Here is a 15,732-nt window from a genome sequence, read left to right as displayed (position 1 = left end):
CGTCGTCATGAGTGACCGCGGCCACTGACAGCCGGAGATGCCCCGATTGTCAGTGGCCGCCGCTAGCCTCTCTGACGTGCCACCTCGTATCACCGACCCCGAGCAGCTCAAAGAGCTCCTCGGCATCCCGTTCACCCCGGAGCAGACGGCCTGCATCACCGCGCCGCCCGCCCCGCAGGTGATCGTGGCCGGAGCCGGGTCGGGCAAGACGACGGTGATGGCGGCGCGCGTGGTCTGGCTGGTCGGCACCGGCCAGGTCGCCCCGGAGCAGGTCCTCGGCCTGACGTTCACGAACAAGGCGGCCGGTGAACTCGCCGAGCGGGTGCGCCAGGCGCTGATCAAGGCGGGGGTGACCGACGCAGAGGCGCTCGACCCGGACAACCCTCCGGGCGAGCCGGTCATCTCCACGTACCACGCCTTCGCGGGCCGCCTCCTGACCGATCACGGGCTGCGCATAGGGCTCGAACCCACGGCCCGTCTCCTCGCCGACGCCACCCGCTTCCAGCTCGCCGCGCGCGTGCTGCGCGAGGCGCCGGGTCCGTATCCCGCGCTGACCCGCTCCTTCCCCGACCTGGTCAGCGACCTCCTCGCCCTCGACAGCGAGCTCGCGGAACATCTCGTACGGCCCGACAGGCTCCGCGCGTACGACACCGAACTGCTGCGCACCCTCCAGAGCGCCAAGCTCTCCAACGCCGACCTGCGCAATGTCCCCGAGACGGCGGCGGCCCGGCTCGAGCTCGCCGAGCTCGTCGGTCGCTACAGGGAGGCGAAGCGCTCCCGCGACCTCCTGGACTTCGGCGACCAGATCGCCCTCTCCGCGACGCTGGCCCGCACCCGCGCGGAGGTCGGCGAGATCCTGCGCGACGAGTTCCGGGTCGTCCTGCTCGACGAGTACCAGGACACGTCCGTGGCCCAGCGCATCCTCCTGGCAGGCCTCTTCGGAGGCGGCACGGGCCATCCGGTGACGGCGGTCGGCGACCCCTGCCAGGCGATCTACGGCTGGCGCGGCGCGTCCGTGGCGAACCTGGACGACTTCCCCGAGCACTTCGCGTACGCCGACGGGCGCCCCGCCACGCGTCACGCGCTCAGCGAGAACCGCCGCAGCGGCGGCCGCCTCCTGGACCTCGCCAACGGCCTCGCGGAGCCGCTGCGCGCCATGCACGCGGGCGTGGAGGCGCTGCGCCCCGCCCCCGGCGCCGAGCGCGACGGCGTGGTGCGCTGCGCCCTGCTGCGCACGCACGCCGAGGAGATCGACTGGATCGCCGACTCCATCGCCCACCTCGTGGGCACCGGCAAGGCCCCCGGCGAGATCGCCGTCCTGTGCCGCACCGCGACGGACTTCGCGCAGATCCAGGGCGCGCTGGTCGCCAGGGACATCCCCGTGGAGGTCGTCGGTCTCTCCGGGCTGCTTCACCTCCCCGAGGTCGCCGACCTCGTCGCCGTCTGCGAGGTGCTCCAGGACCCGGGTGCGAACGCCTCCCTGGTGCGCCTGCTCACGGGCCCGCGCTGGCGCATCGGCCCCCGCGACCTCGCCCTCCTGGGGCGCCGCGCGCGCCTTCTCGTACGCCATGGGCACGCCGCTCCGGACGACCCCGACAGCCGGCTCGCCGCGGCCGTCGAGGGAGTCGACCCGGCCGAGGTGATATCGCTCGCGGACGCGCTCGACACGTTCCTGGAGACGCCCCTGGACGACGACACGGAGGACGACGGGCTGCCCTTCTCGGCGGACGCGCGCGTGCGGTTCGCCCGCCTCGCCGCCGAACTGCGCGACCTGCGGCGCTCGTTGGCCGACCCGCTGATGGACGTACTGCACCGGGTGCTCGCCGTCACGGGCCTTGAGGTCGAACTCTCCGCGTCGCCGCACGCGCTGGCGGCCCGCCGCCGGGAGACGCTCTCGAACTTCCTGGACGTCGCCGCGTCCTTCGCCGCGAACGACAGCGGCGCGAGCCTGCTCGCCTTCCTCGCCTTCCTGCGCACGGCCGCCCAGTACGAGAAGGGCCTCGACAACGCCCTGCCCGGCGGCGAGAACACGGTCAAGGTGCTCACCGCCCACAAGTCCAAGGGCCTGGAGTGGGACGTCGTGGCCGTCCCCGGCCTGGTGACAGGCACGTTCCCCAGCACTCAGGGCCGCGAGAAGTGGACGGCCCAGGGCAAGGTCGTCCCGCACGCGCTGCGCGGCGACGCGGCGACCCTGCCCGACATCGAGGCGTGGGACTCCCGGTCCATGAAGGCCTTCCACGAGGACATGAAGGACCACCAGCGCACCGAGGAGCTCCGCCTCGGTTACGTGACCTTCACCCGCCCCCGCTCCCTGCTCCTGGGCTCCGGCCACTGGTGGGGCCCTTCCCAGAAGAAGCCGCGCGGCCCCTCGGACTTCCTCCAGGCGCTCCACGACCACTGCGCCGCGGGCCATGGCGAGATCGAGGCGTGGGCCGACGAGCCGGAGGAGGGCGAGGAGAACCCCGCGCTGACGGAGGCGTCCGCCGAGCACGCGTGGCCGCTCCCGCTGGACGACGCGTCCCTGGAGCGCCGCAGGGCCGCTGCCCGTACCGTCCTGGACCATCTGGACCGCCTGGACCGCCTGGACCGCCTGACGGGCGACGAGACAGCGGAGGCCGCCCACTCGCCCGAGTCGGCGCACCCCTCCGCGTACGACGAGGCACCCCCGGCACAGGACCCGGACTGGCCGCCGCCGCCCGAGGACGACGAACCTCCTTATGAAGAGGCCGACTTCCCGGACGTCGCCCCGGAGGACTGGGACGCCCTGCCCCAGGAACGCCCGACGGTGCCCCGTCCGGCGGACTCGCGCCGGGCGGCCGTCCCGCACCAGGCCTCCGCGCCCGACGCCCGCCCGCACCAGGCCTCCGCGCCGGACGCTCGCCCCCACCCGGCCGAGGCCGCCCCGGAGCGGACCCGGCTCACCCCGGAGGAGGCCCGCACGCTCGCCTCCTGGGACCGGGACCTGGACGCCCTCACCGGCGAGCTCCTGCGCGCCCGCGATGCCATCAGGGACATCCCCGTGCCGGCCTCGCTCACCGCGTCCGAGGTGCTGCGCCTGGCCGCCGACCCGGAGGGCTTCGCACAGGAGCTCGCGCGGCCCATGCCCCGGCCGCCGCAGCCGGCGGCCCGCCGGGGCACCCGCTTCCACGCCTGGATGGAGACCCGCTTCGAAGAGCTCCGGCTCCCGCTGCTCGGCCCGGAGGACCTGCCGGGCGGTGCCCCCGGAGAGGCCGAGATCGCCGACGAGCGCGACCTGGCAGCCCTCAAGGAGGCCTTCGAGCGCACCGAGTACGCCCACCGCACCCCGCACCGCGTCGAGGTGCCCTTCCAGCTGGCGATCGCGGGCCGGGTCGTCCGCGGCCGGATCGACGCCGTCTACAAGGAGGTCGACGGCGACGACGTGACGTACGAGATCGTCGACTGGAAGACCAGCAGGACCCGCACCGCCGACCCCCTGCAGCTCGCCGTCTACCGCCTCGCCTGGGCCGAGCAGCACGACGTGCCCCCGGAGTCCGTGAAGGCGACGTTCCTCTACGTCCGCAGCGGCGAGACGTCCCGGCCTGCCGGCCTCCCCGGACGGGCGGAGCTGGAGCGGATCCTCCTGGAGGAGCCGGGCGGTGACCCGGGCGGGCAATCGGGTGAGCGGCGCAGGGACGAACCACCGGACGAGCGGGTCACGGTGGGCGGCTAGTCTCGTGACCATGAGCAAGCCCGTTGACAGCGAGGTCAGCGACGTCGGCGCCGCCAGTGGCGTCAGCGCCGTCCGTACGTATGTCCAGAACCACCGCGCCGCGTTCCTCGACGACCTTGCCGAGTGGCTGCGCATCCCGTCCGTGTCGGCCCAGCCCGACCACGCCGGGGACGTGCGGCGCAGTGCCGACTGGCTGGCGGCCAAGCTGAAGGAGACCGGCTTCCCGACCGCCGAGGTCTGGCAGACGGCCGGTGCCCCCGCCGTCTTCGCCGAGTGGCCGTCGGGCGACCCCCAGGCCCCCACCGTCCTCGTCTACGGCCACCACGACGTGCAGCCCGCGGCCCGCGAGGACGGCTGGCACACCGACCCCTTCGAACCGGTCGTCCAGGGAAACCGCCTCTACGCGCGCGGTGCCGCCGACGACAAGGGGCAGGTGTTCTTCCACGCACTCGGCGTCCGCGCCCACCTCGCCGCCACCGGCCGCACCGCCCCCGCCGTGAACCTGAAGCTCCTGATCGAGGGCGAGGAGGAGTCGGGTTCACCGAACTTCCGCGCGCTGATCGAGGACCAGAAGGCCCGCATCGCGGCCGACGCCGTGATCGTCTCGGACACCGGCATGTGGGCGGAGGACACCCCCACGGTCTGCACCGGCATGCGCGGCCTGGCCGACTGCGAGATCGAGCTGCACGGCCCCGACCAGGACATCCACTCCGGTTCCTTCGGCGGCGCCGTCCCGAACCCGGCGACCGCGGCCGCCCGCCTCGTCGCCGCTCTGCACGACGAGCACGCGCGCGTGGCCGTACCGGGTTTCTACGACGACATCGTCGAACTCACCGACCGCGAGCGCGAACTCTTCGCCGAGCTGCCCTTCGACGAAGAGCGCTGGCTGCGTACGGCCAAGTCACGAGCCACCCACGGAGAAGCGGGCCACACCACCCTGGAGCGCGTCTGGGCCCGCCCCACCGCCGAGGTCAACGGCATCGGCGGCGGCTACCAAGGAGCGGGCGGCAAGACGATCATCCCGTCGTCCGCCCTCCTGAAGCTCTCCTTCCGGCTCGTCGCGGGCCAGGACCCGGACCGCATCGAAGAGGCCGTGCGCACCTGGGTGGGCAATCAGCTGCCGGCCGGAATCAGCCACACGATCACCTTCGGCGCGGCCACGCGCCCCTGCCTCACGCCGCTCGACCACCCCGCCCTGCAGTCCGTCGTACGGGCGATGGGACAGGCCTTCGAGCAGCCGATCCGCTTCACCCGAGAGGGCGGTTCGGGACCGGCGGCCGATCTCCAGGACGTGCTTGACGCACCCGTGCTCTTCCTGGGCATCTCCGTCCCGTCGGACGGGTGGCACGCGCCGAACGAGAAGGTCGAGCTCGATCTGCTGCTCAAGGGAGTCGAGACGACGGCCTACCTGTGGGGCGATCTCGCCGAGCACTGGCGCGATGCACACTGACCTCACCGCCCTGCTGAATCAACCGTTCCATCGGGGGAGTTGGAAGCACCTGTGACCACCTGGACCGACCGCACCGCAGACCGTCCCGTCTCGCTCACCGCACCGAGCGGCATCGATCGCGCGGCCCACCACCGCCTCGACGAGGCCTGGCTGGCCGCCGCCTGGAGCCACCCGACGACTCGGGTCTTCGTGGTCTCCGGCGGCCAGGTGCTCATCGACGAGACCCCCGAGGGCAACACCGAACTGGTGATGACCCCGTCCTTCGAGGCGCCCCTCACCGAGGCGCACCGCTACTTCCTGGGCACGGACGACGACGGCGTCAGCTACTTCGCGCTCCAGAAGGACTCCCTGCCGGGCCGCATGGACCAGCAGGCGCGCCCCGCGGGCCTGCGCGAGGCGGGCCTGCTCCTGTCGCCCCGTGACGCGGGCCTGATGGTGCACGCGGTCGCCCTGGAGAACTGGCAGCGCCTGCACCGCTTCTGCTCGCGCTGCGGCGAGCGCACCGTCATCGCGGCGGCGGGCCACATCCGCCGCTGCCAGGCGTGCGGCGCCGAGCACTACCCGCGCACGGACCCGGCCGTGATCATGCTGGTGACGGACGACGAGGACCGCGCGCTCCTCGGCCGCCAGGTGCACTGGCCCGAAGGCCGGTTCTCGACCCTCGCGGGCTTCGTCGAGCCGGGCGAGTCCATCGAGACGTCGGTGCGGCGCGAGGTCTTCGAGGAGGCAGGCGTCACGGTCGGCGACGTCGAGTACGTCGCGAGCCAGCCCTGGCCCTTCCCGTCCAGCCTGATGCTGGGCTTCATGGCCAGCGCCACGTCGTACGAGATCAACGTGGACGGCGAGGAGATCTCCGAGGCCCGCTGGTTCTCCCGGGAAGACCTGCGGGCCGCATTCGAGTCCGGGGAGGTCCTGCCTCCGTACGGGATCTCGATTGCGGCCCGACTGATCGAGCTCTGGTACGGAAAGCCCCTGCCGAAGCCGGGCACCGTCGGCTAGTCGCTCAGGCGGCCAGCTTCTGCTTGACCTGGGCAAGGGACGGGTTCGTCAGCGTCGAGCCGTCCGGGAAGAGAACGGTGGGAACCGTCTGGTTTCCGCCGTTCGCCTTCTCGACGAAGGTCGCGGAATCCGGGTCGTGCTCAATGTTGATCTCGTTGTACGTGATGCCCTCGCGGTCCATCTGGCCCTTGAGCCGGCGGCAGTAGCCGCACCACGTGGTGCTGTACATCGTCACAGTGCCCGGCATGTTCTCGCGCTCCTTTGTTGCTCGGGGTGCGTCATCGCAATGACCTGAACGTACGTGACCCGGCCACCATTCCCGCATTAGTACGACTGCGTACGCCTCCCTGTGGACAACCGGCTCACCCGCCCCCGCCGACCTGGCAGCATGGCGGGGTGACATCAGCAACGCACTCCACCCTCTTCCCGCAGGTCCCGGACTCTGCCGACGCGGTGCTCGCCGGGCTCGACCCAGAGCAGCGCGAGGTGGCAACCGCCCTGCACGGGCCGGTGTGTGTCCTGGCGGGAGCGGGCACCGGCAAGACCCGCGCCATCACCCACCGGATCGCCTACGGGGTGCGGGCGGGCATCCTCCAGCCCGCCAGTGTGCTGGCCGTCACGTTCACCAACCGCGCCGCGGGCGAGATGCGCGGCCGCCTCCGCCAGCTCGGCGCCTCCGGAGTCCAGGCGCGCACCTTCCACTCTGCGGCCCTGCGTCAGCTCCAGTTCTTCTGGCCGAAAGCAGTCGGTGGCCAGTTGCCCCGGATCGTCGACCGCAAGATCAAGCTCGTCGCCGACGCGGCCGCCGCCTGCCGCATCCGCCTGGACCGCAACGAACTGCGCGATGTGACGAGCGAGATCGAATGGTCCAAGGTCACCCAGACGGTGCCCGCCGACTATGTCGCGGCGGCCGCGAAGTCGGGCCGCCTCATCCCCCGGGACGCGGCGGAGATCGCCCAGCTGTATGCCGCGTACGAGGACCTCAAGCGCGACCGCGCGGTCATCGACTTCGAGGACGTCCTGCTCCTGGCCGTCGGCATCCTCCAGGACCGGCACGACATCGCCGACCAGGTCCGCGCCCAGTACCAGCACTTCGTGGTCGACGAGTACCAGGACGTCAGCCCGCTCCAGCAGCGCCTCCTGGAGCTGTGGCTCGGCGACCGCGACAGCCTCTGCGTCGTCGGCGACGCCAGCCAGACGATCTACTCCTTCACCGGCGCAACCCCCGACCACCTGCTGAACTTCCGCACCCGCCACCCCGGGGCGACGGTCGTCAAGCTCGTCCGCGACTACCGCTCCACACCCCAGGTGGTCCACCTCGCCAACGGCCTGCTCTCCCAGGCCCGCGGCCGCGCCGCCGACCACCGCCTCGAACTGATCTCGCAGCGCGACGCCGGAGCCGAACCGGTCTATACGGAGTACGCGGACGAGCCCGCCGAGGCCGAGGGCGCGGCCCGCCGCATCCGCGCCCTGCTCGCCGACGGCGTCCCGGCGAGCGAGATCGCGGTCCTCTTCCGCACGAACTCCCAGTCCGAGATCTACGAACAGGCGCTGGCCGACGCGGGCGTGCCCTACCAGCTGCGCGGCGCCGAGCGGTTCTTCGAGCGCACCGAGGTCCGCGAGGCGGGCGCTGCCCTGCGCGGAGCGGCCCGTTTCGGGGGGAACGACTCGCTCCTGGACGACGTCGTCGACCTGCCGTCGCAGGTGCGGGCCGTCCTGTCCACGAAGGGCTGGACGACCCAGCCCCCGGCGGGCTCCGGCGCGGCCCGTGACCGCTGGGAGTCCCTGGCGGCCCTTGTGCGCCTGGCCGAGGACTTCGTGCGGGCCAAGCCAGAGGCGACCCTCTCCGACCTCGTCGCGGAGCTCGACGAGCGCGCGGCCGCCCAGCACGCGCCCACCGTGCAGGGCGTCACCCTCGCCTCGCTGCACGCTGCCAAGGGCCTGGAGTGGGACGCCGTCTTCCTGGTCGGTCTCGCCGAGGGCATGATGCCGATCACGTACGCCAAGACCGATGAACAGATCGAGGAGGAGCGCCGCCTGCTCTACGTGGGCGTCACCCGGGCCCGCCTCCACCTCTCCCTCTCCTGGGCGCTCTCCCGTTCGCCGGGCGGGCGGCCCAACCGCCGACCCAGCCGCTTCCTCGACGGACTGCGTCCGGGCTCCGGTGCGGGAGCCGGAGCCCGGGCCGCCGGCGGCGGACCCGGCGGGGTGGAGCGCGGCAGCTCCGCAGAGGGGAGCGGCGGCGGTGCCCGGAGCCGTCGGCGCACCAGCAGGACGCCGGCCCGGTGCCGGGTCTGTGGGCGGTCCCTGACCGACGCGGGCGAGATGAAGCTCATGCGGTGCGAGGACTGCCCGTCCGACATGGACGAGGGGCTCTACGAACGGTTGCGGGAGTGGCGCGCGGGCCAGGCGAGGCAGCTGGGACAGCCCGCGTACTGCGTCTTCACGGACAAGACCTTGATCGCCATCGCGGAGGCCGAGCCGGACGACGAGGGCGAGTTGGCCCGGATCCCCGGCGTCGGCGTTCGTAAGTTTCATCGCTTCGGCGCCGACGTCCTCGCCATCTGTGCAGGTCAAGAGCCTGTAAGGGGCGCCGATGACAACTGATTCAAACTCGTCGAAAAAATAGTTTGCGCATGCGCAAGGAAGACCCATAGGTTCTTAAGCACGGGAACGGCGGCTTCTCCGAAGCCCTCGCCCCGTGCTGTACTTAATAGCCCGCAGGATCGGTTTCGGTCGATCCCATAGACGCCGAGAGGAGGCGATTCCAGTGATCAGCATCAACCAGAGCTTCATCAGCACCGCGAAAATGACCGATCGCTCGGTCGTCGCTTCCTGCCTGCTCGGCTTCTCGAACCTGGGCACCGGTCTGTCCGGTGGCATCGCTGCCGCCGCCGTCCGTCCGGAGTCCTCTGTCCTGCCTCTGTCCCTCCCGCGCACCGCTCTCAACGTTCTTCCGATGCGTGAGGTCAATGAAGGCAGCGAGCGAGCGACCAAGGCACCGGAAGCAGTAGCGACGGCACAGGCGCAGGCCTATGCCTTTGCCGCAGCCGGTGCCGGAGCCAAGAAGCAGACGACGCACCACCACACGATGTGGGCCTTCCGTGGGCTCGAACCCTGGAGTGATCCAGTCTGATCCTCGATCAGACCGGCGCCTTCAGGGCCGCGGAACCCCACCCGGGATCCGCGGCCCTTCTGTTTTCCCCAAAACAGGGAGACAGAGCGAAGGGGCCAAGAGCAAGACCCGGTACCAGCCGCCAACCGGCCGACCCAGGCCGGCACGACCAGACGAGGAAGAACACCACCGTGCAACTCGAAGCGCACGCCCCGTCCGTACCGCCTTCAGAGACTCTCTCCCCGCCCGCTCCCACGGAGGACCCCACCTTGACTCCCCTCACTGCGCTCACCGCGCTCGACGACGCCATCGAGAACCTCGGCGTACCCGTCCCCTGCCGTGCCTACGACCCGGAGGTCTTCTTCGCCGAGTCGCCGGCGGACGTCGAGTACGCCAAGTCCCTCTGCCGTACCTGCCCGCTGATGGAGGCCTGCCTGGCCGGCGCCAAGGAGCGGCGTGAGCCCTGGGGCGTCTGGGGCGGCGAGCTCTTCGTCCAGGGTGTCGTCGTGGCCCGCAAGCGGCCGCGTGGCCGTCCGCGCAAGAACCCGGTCGCGGCATGAGCACCACCGGAACGATTGATCGCCCCCTGACGCACGACCCCCAGAAGCAGGCCCCGATGAAGGCAGCAGTCACGACCGAGCCCGCCGGCTCGGCCACCCCGGACTTCACCACCACCGGCGCGAACGACTCGCGCCAGAACAGGACCCGCGAGATGCAACTCATCCCAGAAGCCATGGCGCGTGCGCATATGCACGAACGCATGCGTGAGGCCGACGCCCAGCGTCCGGCCGTGCGACTGATGGCGGCCCGCCGGATGCAGCGCCGCGCGGAGCGCGCGTCACTGCGTGCCCGGCGCGCGCTCGCCATGGCGGTCATGCACTGACCTGGCGACTGACACGCCGACGCATCGGCTGAGCGCCAGAACATCGCGCACCACGAAAGAGCCCGCGGGGGCCGGTCCGAACGGACCGGCCCCCGCGGTGCGTTGTGCCGGGCGCAGCTCCGGAAGCGGCGATATGGTCGCCGGGTGGACCAGCAGCCTCCTCAGCCCGCGGGTACCGAGAATCTCGTGTGTTCCCGCTGCGGAACGGTCGCCGACGGCGCGCCGCTCACCTGGACCTGCTCCGTGGAGAACGGCGCCCGACGCTACTTCTGTGAATCCTGCGCGCGCGAGAACCTCAGAGCCATCGAGGGACGGCTCGACTCCAGCTGGTGGTGAGTTCCACCTGGTGGTGAGCGCGAGCCGTCACCTCAGGCCCCGGCCGCCGGATCGTCGGCCTCCTCCTCCGCAAGCTTCTCCTCGAACTCAAGCTCCTCCTCCAGGAAGCCCGGAAGCCACGCCTCGAGCTCGTCCCGCATCCGCACCGTCGCACCGAGCTGACAGAGCACCCCTATCGTGCTCAACGTCACACGGTGTATCAGCAGATACGCGGGCGGCAGGTTCAGCTGCTTGCCCAACTGGTAGGCGGGGGAACGCGGATCGGCCACCCGCGCCGCCTGGCTGCGCATCCAGCCGCGCGTGAACGTGTACTCCTCGACCAGCATCGGTTCGATGATCGGCAGCAGATAGTCAAGGACCGCGTCCGGCTCGAGGTCGACCGACTCCTTGACGAAGCCCTCCTCGCACAGCATCTCGTAGACCGCGGCGGCCTCGCCCTCGAGCGTCATCCGCAGGGATTCGCCGATCGTGACGGGCAGTCCGCCGGGCAAGCGGTCCACCGTGCCGAAGTCGAGGACGCCGAGCCGCCAGCCGTCCTTCTCGTCCGGCAGCAGACGGAAGTTGCCCGGGTGCGGATCGGCGTGCAGCAGGCCCGTGCGCGCCGGGCCCGAGAACAGGAAGCGGGCAAGCAGCTGCCCGGCCCGGTCGCGCTGCTCCCCCGTGCCGTCGGCGATCACCTCCGACAGCGGTACGCCGTCGATCCACTCCGTCACGAGCACCTGCTCGGACTGGTGCACCACCGCGGGCACCACGACATCCGGATCGTCCGCGAACTCCTCGGCGTGCGCCTGCTGCGCCTGCGCCTCCAGGCCGTAGTCGAGCTCTTCGGAGACCCGGTCGCGCAGCTCCGTGATGAGCGGCTTGATGTCCATCCCCGGGATCAGCGGCCCCAGGAGCCGGGCAAACCGGCTGAGCTGATTCAGATCGGAGAGCAGCGCCTCACCCGCCCCCGGATACTGCACCTTGACCGCGACCTCGCGCCCGTCCTCCCACACCGCCCGGTGGACCTGCCCTATCGACGCGGCGGCCGCGGGCTTGTCCTCGAACTCCAGGAACAGCTCGCGCCAGTCCTCGCCGAGCCGCTCCTCGAGCACGGCGTGCACGGTGCTCGTCGGCATCGGCGGCGCCGCTTCCTGCAGCTTCGTCAGCGCGGCGCGATAGGGCCCCGCAACCTCCTCGGGCAGCGCCGACTCGAAGACCGACAGGGCCTGGCCGAACTTCATGGCCCCGCCCTTGAGCTCGCCGAGCACCTTGAACAGCTGCTCCGCCGTGCGCTGTTGCAGCTCGCGCCCGACGATCTCCGCCGACTTGCCCCCGATCCGCTTGCCGAGCCCCCAGGTCGCGCGCCCGGCGAAGCCGAGTGGCAGCGCGGCCAGTTTGGCGGTACGGGTAACCGCCTTCCGGGGAAGATCAGACATGCGCCCCTCCAAGTCCCAGACAGCCGCGCCTTGTCCGGCGCCTACCCGGCCATTGTGTCGTGCCGCTCTCGGGTCCCGGCGGGGTGTTCCCCCTTATCCACCGCACCCGCCCCGCATGGGCACGTGCGATGGGGGAGCACCGGCCGTGTGTGCCAGTCGAGACCGGGCACGGAGGCCTCCCAGCGGACCCCCGCGCTCGCCGGTGCCGCCCCGTCCAGAAAGGCGAGCGCATGCGCCGCGGCCAGGCCGGCGACCGTGGTCGACAGTGCCAGATCGCACGCCGTCACATGGCGCGCACGTCCCGAACGCCACTGGGCCAGCATGCGCGGCCAGGTGGGATCCCGGTCCGCCCGCTCCAGCGACAGACAGCCCGCACACGCCGTCGCTCCCGGCAGGACGAGCGGCCCCACCACTCCGGTTCCCTCGATCACCCCCGCATAGAGATGCGGTGTCCCCGAGGAGACCAGCGGCTCGGCGGCGACCGGGTCCGGGGCATGGGCGTCGAGCCCGTCCCGCGGCGCGATGACGACGAGGGAGAGGCCCGGCTCCCCTTCATCGGTCCTGCCCGGCCGGGGTGGCCGGTCGGGAGCCGAGCGGCGCACCGCCCGCCGTGCCGCCGCGTCCCTCCTGTCCCCGACCGCATCGGCGGGCTGACCTCCCGGCGCCACGTCCCACGCTTCGACGAGGCCCCCGTCCCGCACATCGACCTGTCCCACACCCGCCCCCGCAAGAACCGATGCCAGCACGGCGCCCACCCGGCCCGCGCCCCGGACCTGGACCCGCATGGCACGGCGCGCCGCCAACTTCCGCATGCCGTCGCCCGGTTCGGGCGTCACCACCGACAGGGAGGCCAGATCGGGGCGCAGCCGGTCCATGGCCCCGCTCCGCTTGCGCAGGGCGTCGGCGGCCGGGCCGCCGCCCGTCGCGTCGTCCAGGAGCCCGGCCCTGGAGAGCCGTCGCACCAGGGTGTCCACGTGATCGTCGGGCAGGCCCATCCGCTTGCCCTCCTCACGCAGGAGCGGCAGCCCGCGTGTCCCGTCCAGGAGGTTGAGGAAGCTGCCGGTCGCCGTGTCCACCGGGCCGAGCACCAGCGCGTGCGCGGGTGCCACGCCGAACTGGACGGTGTTCAGGTCGCGCCAGCCGCGGCGCAGCGCCGGCTTCAAGATCGGATGCATGGTCGTCCCCCGTGTCCCCTGATGTCCTCCGGCGCGGTCCCCGTCCGCATCGCCGGTCGACTGCCAGAATGCCCGCCGGGGCGAACGGCCGCGGAAAATTGTCCACAGGCAGTGGGTATTCGTCGTACTAATCGATCGCACGGGGAGCGGAACACCGCCGAACCGTCCCGGAGGCGGGACTTCCCCCACACGCAGCGGGTAACGTCGGGGCGTGCCCGCCGACCCACTGCACCGCGCCGGAAATCCACAGCGCAGCACGACCAGCCCGCCGTCACCCGGCTCGGGGGCGAGCGCGGTCGAGGTCAGACGGAGCGCCCGCCGCCGCAGAACGGTCTCCGCGTACCGGGAGGGCGACCGCACCGTTGTGCTCATCCCCGCCCGGATGTCCGAGGCGGAGGAGAAGCGCTGGGTCGACGTCATGCTCGACAAGCTCGCGGCCCAGGAGAGCAAGCGGGTCCTGGGCGACGCGGAACTGGCCGGGCGTGCCGAGCTGCTGTCCGAGCAGTACTTCGAGGGCCGGGCCAGGCCGTCGTCCGTTCGCTGGGTCACAAACCAGAACACCCGGTGGGGATCGTGCACCCCGTCGGAGGGCAGCATCCGCCTGTCGCACCGGCTGCAGGGCATGCCCGAGTACGTCGTCGACTACGTCCTCGTCCACGAGCTCGCGCATCTCCTCGTCCCCGGACACGGACCCCGCTTCTGGCGGCTCCTGGAGGCCTATCCCCGTACGGAGCGGGCCCGCGGGTACCTCGAGGGTGTGGTCGCGGCCGACCGGCTGCCCCATTTGCCCGCCGCCCGCGTGGAGTGAACTTCCGCGGGACGCCGGGGTTGTGTAGGCGGGATGGCGGGGTTGTGTACCGGGTCTGTACCGGCTTGGCTCACTGTCGGACTTTGCGGTTAGCCTGGCGCGACGCATTTACATTCGGGATGGGGGACGGTCGTTACGTATGGCCAGGGAATTCCAACGCGGCCACAAGGCCAAGATCAGTGACCTCACTTCGGGGACCGATCTGTACGTAGGTGTGCAGATCTCAGCCCCTGGACTGAGCTTCGACATCAGCTGCTTCGGCCTGGACGCGGACGAGCGCCTCTCGGACGACAGTTACTTCATCTTCTTCAACCAGCCGAAGTCTCCCGAGGAGTCCATCCAGCTCCTCGGCGCGCAGGCCGGCGACACGGAGTCCTTCCGGGTCACGCTGGACCGGATCCCGGCAAAGATCCAGAAGCTGTCGTTCACCGCGACGATCGACGGCGCCGGGCAGATGTCGCAGGTCGCCCCCGGCTACATCCGGATCGTCGCGGGCGGCGAGGAAGTGGCCCGCTACTCCTTCAACGGCGCCGAGTTCTCCACCGAACGCGCGGTGATGCTGGGCGACTTCTACTTGAAGGACGTCTGGCGCTTCGCCGCGATCGGGCAGGGCTTCGACGGCGGGCTCGACGCGCTCCTGAGGAACTTCGGCGGCGAGGTCGCCGAAGAGGAGCCCGCCGCGCAGCAGCCGCAGGCCGGCGCACCGTCCTTCGCGCCGCCCGCCCAGGCCGCGGCTCCGCCCGCGTTCGGCGCTCCGGCAGGCGGCGCGCCCGCCCCGGCACCGGCTCCCGCCCCCGCTCCGGCTCCCGCGCAGAACTTCGCGCCGCCGCAGGGTGCGACGCCGCCTCCGGCGCCCGCTCCCGCCGACCCGTCGGTGCACGCCGCGCAGACCATCGTGGCGCCCATGAACCAGCCGCCGGCCGGTGCCGTGCCGCCTGCGCCCGCCGCGCCGTACGGGCAGCCGGGCCAGCAGCCGCCGCAGCCGCCGCAGTTCGGCCAGGTCCCCGGCCAGCAGCAGGCCCCGGGCCAGACCGCGCCGCCCCCGCCGGGATACGGCCAGCAGCCCCAGGCGCCGATGCCTCCCGGGTACGGGCAGCAGCCCGGCGCCCCGATGCCGCCCGGCTACGGCCAGCAGCCCCCCGGCGGCCAGTTCCCCGGCCAGCCCGCCGCCCCGCAGGGCGCGGCACCCCAGGGCGCCGGTGTGGCTTCCGCCCTCCAGAAGTACCGCGAGGCGCCCACGGGTCAGCGCTGGACGCAGCAGAACGAGAAGCTGATCCGCGTCGACCTCGGCATCGCCGAACAGGCCATCCTCGCCCGCCAGGGCAGCATGGTGCTCTACCAGGGCAAGGTCGAGTTCAGCTACAAGGGCGCGGGCTTCGCGGGCCGCGTCGTGGGCAACCAGACCGGCCAGGAGATGCAGCTGATGCGCTGCACCGGCCGCGGCCAGGTCTTCCTCGCCGAGGAAGCCACGCACCTGCACCCGATCGAGCTCCAGGGGGACGCGATCTGCGTCTCCGCCGAGAACGTCCTCGCGTTCGACGAGACGCTCCAGCACGAGGTGCGCAGGATCGAGGGCCACGGCATCCCCGGTGGCGCGCTGTTCGTGATGCAGTTCCAGGGCACCGGCACGGTCATCGTCAAGACGCACGGCGTGCCCGTCGTCCTGCCCGTCACGCCGACGACATTCGCCGACTGCCAGTCCGTGGTCGCCTGGTCGGCGGCCGCCCAGGCGATCGTCTCCAGCCAGGTGCGGCTGCGCAGCAACGCGTACGCCGGCTCCACGGGGGAGAGCGTGAACCTCCAGTTCCGGGGCGCGCCCGGCAACTTCATCATCGTCCAGCCGTACGAGGTCTGAGG

General features: G+C 71.8%; 13 protein-coding genes. 10 read left to right on the top strand and 3 right to left on the bottom strand.

From position 1 onward, the window contains the following. The first annotated feature begins 76 nt into the window (after positions 1 to 76). The 3 genes from AB0G47_RS12485 to nudC are packed head-to-tail and all read left to right on the top strand — an operon-like array spanning position 77 to position 6,140. The gene (locus tag AB0G47_RS12485) at positions 77 to 3,691 is read left to right on the top strand and encodes a UvrD-helicase domain-containing protein (RefSeq protein WP_360767644.1); all 3,615 of its coding nucleotides are present in this window, start codon (positions 77 to 79) and stop codon (positions 3,689 to 3,691) included. A 10-nt stretch (positions 3,692 to 3,701) separates the two neighbouring features. Continuing rightward, positions 3,702 to 5,141 carry a dipeptidase gene (locus AB0G47_RS12480; RefSeq protein WP_360767641.1) on the top strand — a complete coding sequence of 480 codons (1,440 nt, stop codon included), beginning with the start codon at positions 3,702 to 3,704 and terminating at the stop codon, positions 5,139 to 5,141. Between the two features lie 51 nt (positions 5,142 to 5,192). Then, positions 5,193 to 6,140 carry an NAD(+) diphosphatase gene (gene nudC / locus AB0G47_RS12475; RefSeq protein ID WP_360767638.1) on the top strand — a complete coding sequence of 316 codons (948 nt, stop codon included), beginning with the start codon at positions 5,193 to 5,195 and terminating at the stop codon, positions 6,138 to 6,140. Between the two features lie 4 nt (positions 6,141 to 6,144). Here the strand turns inward: nudC and AB0G47_RS12470 are convergent, their stop codons facing one another. Further along, positions 6,145 to 6,387: a mycoredoxin gene (locus tag AB0G47_RS12470; RefSeq protein ID WP_249587883.1), complete on the bottom strand. Its 243-nt coding sequence runs from the start codon at positions 6,385 to 6,387 to the stop codon at positions 6,145 to 6,147. 68 nt (positions 6,388 to 6,455) lie between these two features. Between AB0G47_RS12470 and AB0G47_RS12465 the strand changes: the two genes are divergently transcribed. From AB0G47_RS12465 to AB0G47_RS12445, 5 genes are all read left to right on the top strand, one after another. After that, entirely contained in the window at positions 6,456 to 8,747 is a 2,292-nt protein-coding gene (locus AB0G47_RS12465) for an ATP-dependent DNA helicase UvrD2 (protein WP_360768016.1), read from the top strand. A 163-nt stretch (positions 8,748 to 8,910) separates the two neighbouring features. After that, a complete protein-coding gene (locus AB0G47_RS12460) occupies positions 8,911 to 9,276 on the top strand; it encodes a hypothetical protein (protein WP_360767635.1) in 366 nt (121 codons plus the stop codon). 170 nt (positions 9,277 to 9,446) lie between these two features. After that, positions 9,447 to 9,815: a WhiB family transcriptional regulator gene (locus tag AB0G47_RS12455; protein WP_360767632.1), complete on the top strand. Its 369-nt coding sequence runs from the start codon at positions 9,447 to 9,449 to the stop codon at positions 9,813 to 9,815. Continuing rightward, positions 9,812 to 10,138, top strand: a complete 327-nt coding sequence (locus tag AB0G47_RS12450) for a hypothetical protein (protein WP_360767629.1) — start codon at positions 9,812 to 9,814, stop codon at positions 10,136 to 10,138. The genes AB0G47_RS12455 and AB0G47_RS12450 overlap by 4 nt, the downstream gene beginning before the upstream one ends. Positions 10,139 to 10,282: 144 nt before the next feature. Then, complete coding sequence (locus AB0G47_RS12445) at positions 10,283 to 10,474, top strand: hypothetical protein (protein WP_360767626.1); 192 nt, start codon at positions 10,283 to 10,285, stop codon at positions 10,472 to 10,474. Positions 10,475 to 10,506: 32 nt separating this feature from the next. Here the strand turns inward: AB0G47_RS12445 and AB0G47_RS12440 are convergent, their stop codons facing one another. Both AB0G47_RS12440 and AB0G47_RS12435 read right to left on the bottom strand, forming a co-directional pair. Beyond that, the gene (locus AB0G47_RS12440; RefSeq protein WP_360767623.1) at positions 10,507 to 11,892 is read right to left on the bottom strand and encodes an AarF/ABC1/UbiB kinase family protein; all 1,386 of its coding nucleotides are present in this window, start codon (positions 11,890 to 11,892) and stop codon (positions 10,507 to 10,509) included. 41 nt (positions 11,893 to 11,933) lie between these two features. Next, positions 11,934 to 13,067: a ThiF family adenylyltransferase gene (locus AB0G47_RS12435; protein WP_360767620.1), complete on the bottom strand. Its 1,134-nt coding sequence runs from the start codon at positions 13,065 to 13,067 to the stop codon at positions 11,934 to 11,936. 211 nt (positions 13,068 to 13,278) lie between these two features. On the opposite strand from AB0G47_RS12435, the gene AB0G47_RS12430 reads away from it, so the two are divergent. Beyond that, positions 13,279 to 13,875 (top strand): M48 family metallopeptidase, encoded by a 597-nt coding sequence (locus tag AB0G47_RS12430; protein ID WP_360767617.1) that lies wholly within the window; start codon positions 13,279 to 13,281, stop codon positions 13,873 to 13,875. Between the two features lie 139 nt (positions 13,876 to 14,014). Beyond that, a complete protein-coding gene (locus AB0G47_RS12425; RefSeq protein ID WP_360767614.1) occupies positions 14,015 to 15,730 on the top strand; it encodes a TerD family protein in 1,716 nt (571 codons plus the stop codon). Positions 15,731 to 15,732 lie beyond the last annotated feature (2 nt).

The organism is Streptomyces sp. NPDC021622 (genome assembly GCF_040640795.1).
In the GTDB taxonomy this organism is placed as follows: Bacteria; Actinomycetota; Actinomycetes; order Streptomycetales; family Streptomycetaceae; genus Streptomyces.
Note: the sequence above shows the minus strand (reverse complement) of the source record. Positions and strands in the feature narration are given on the sequence as shown.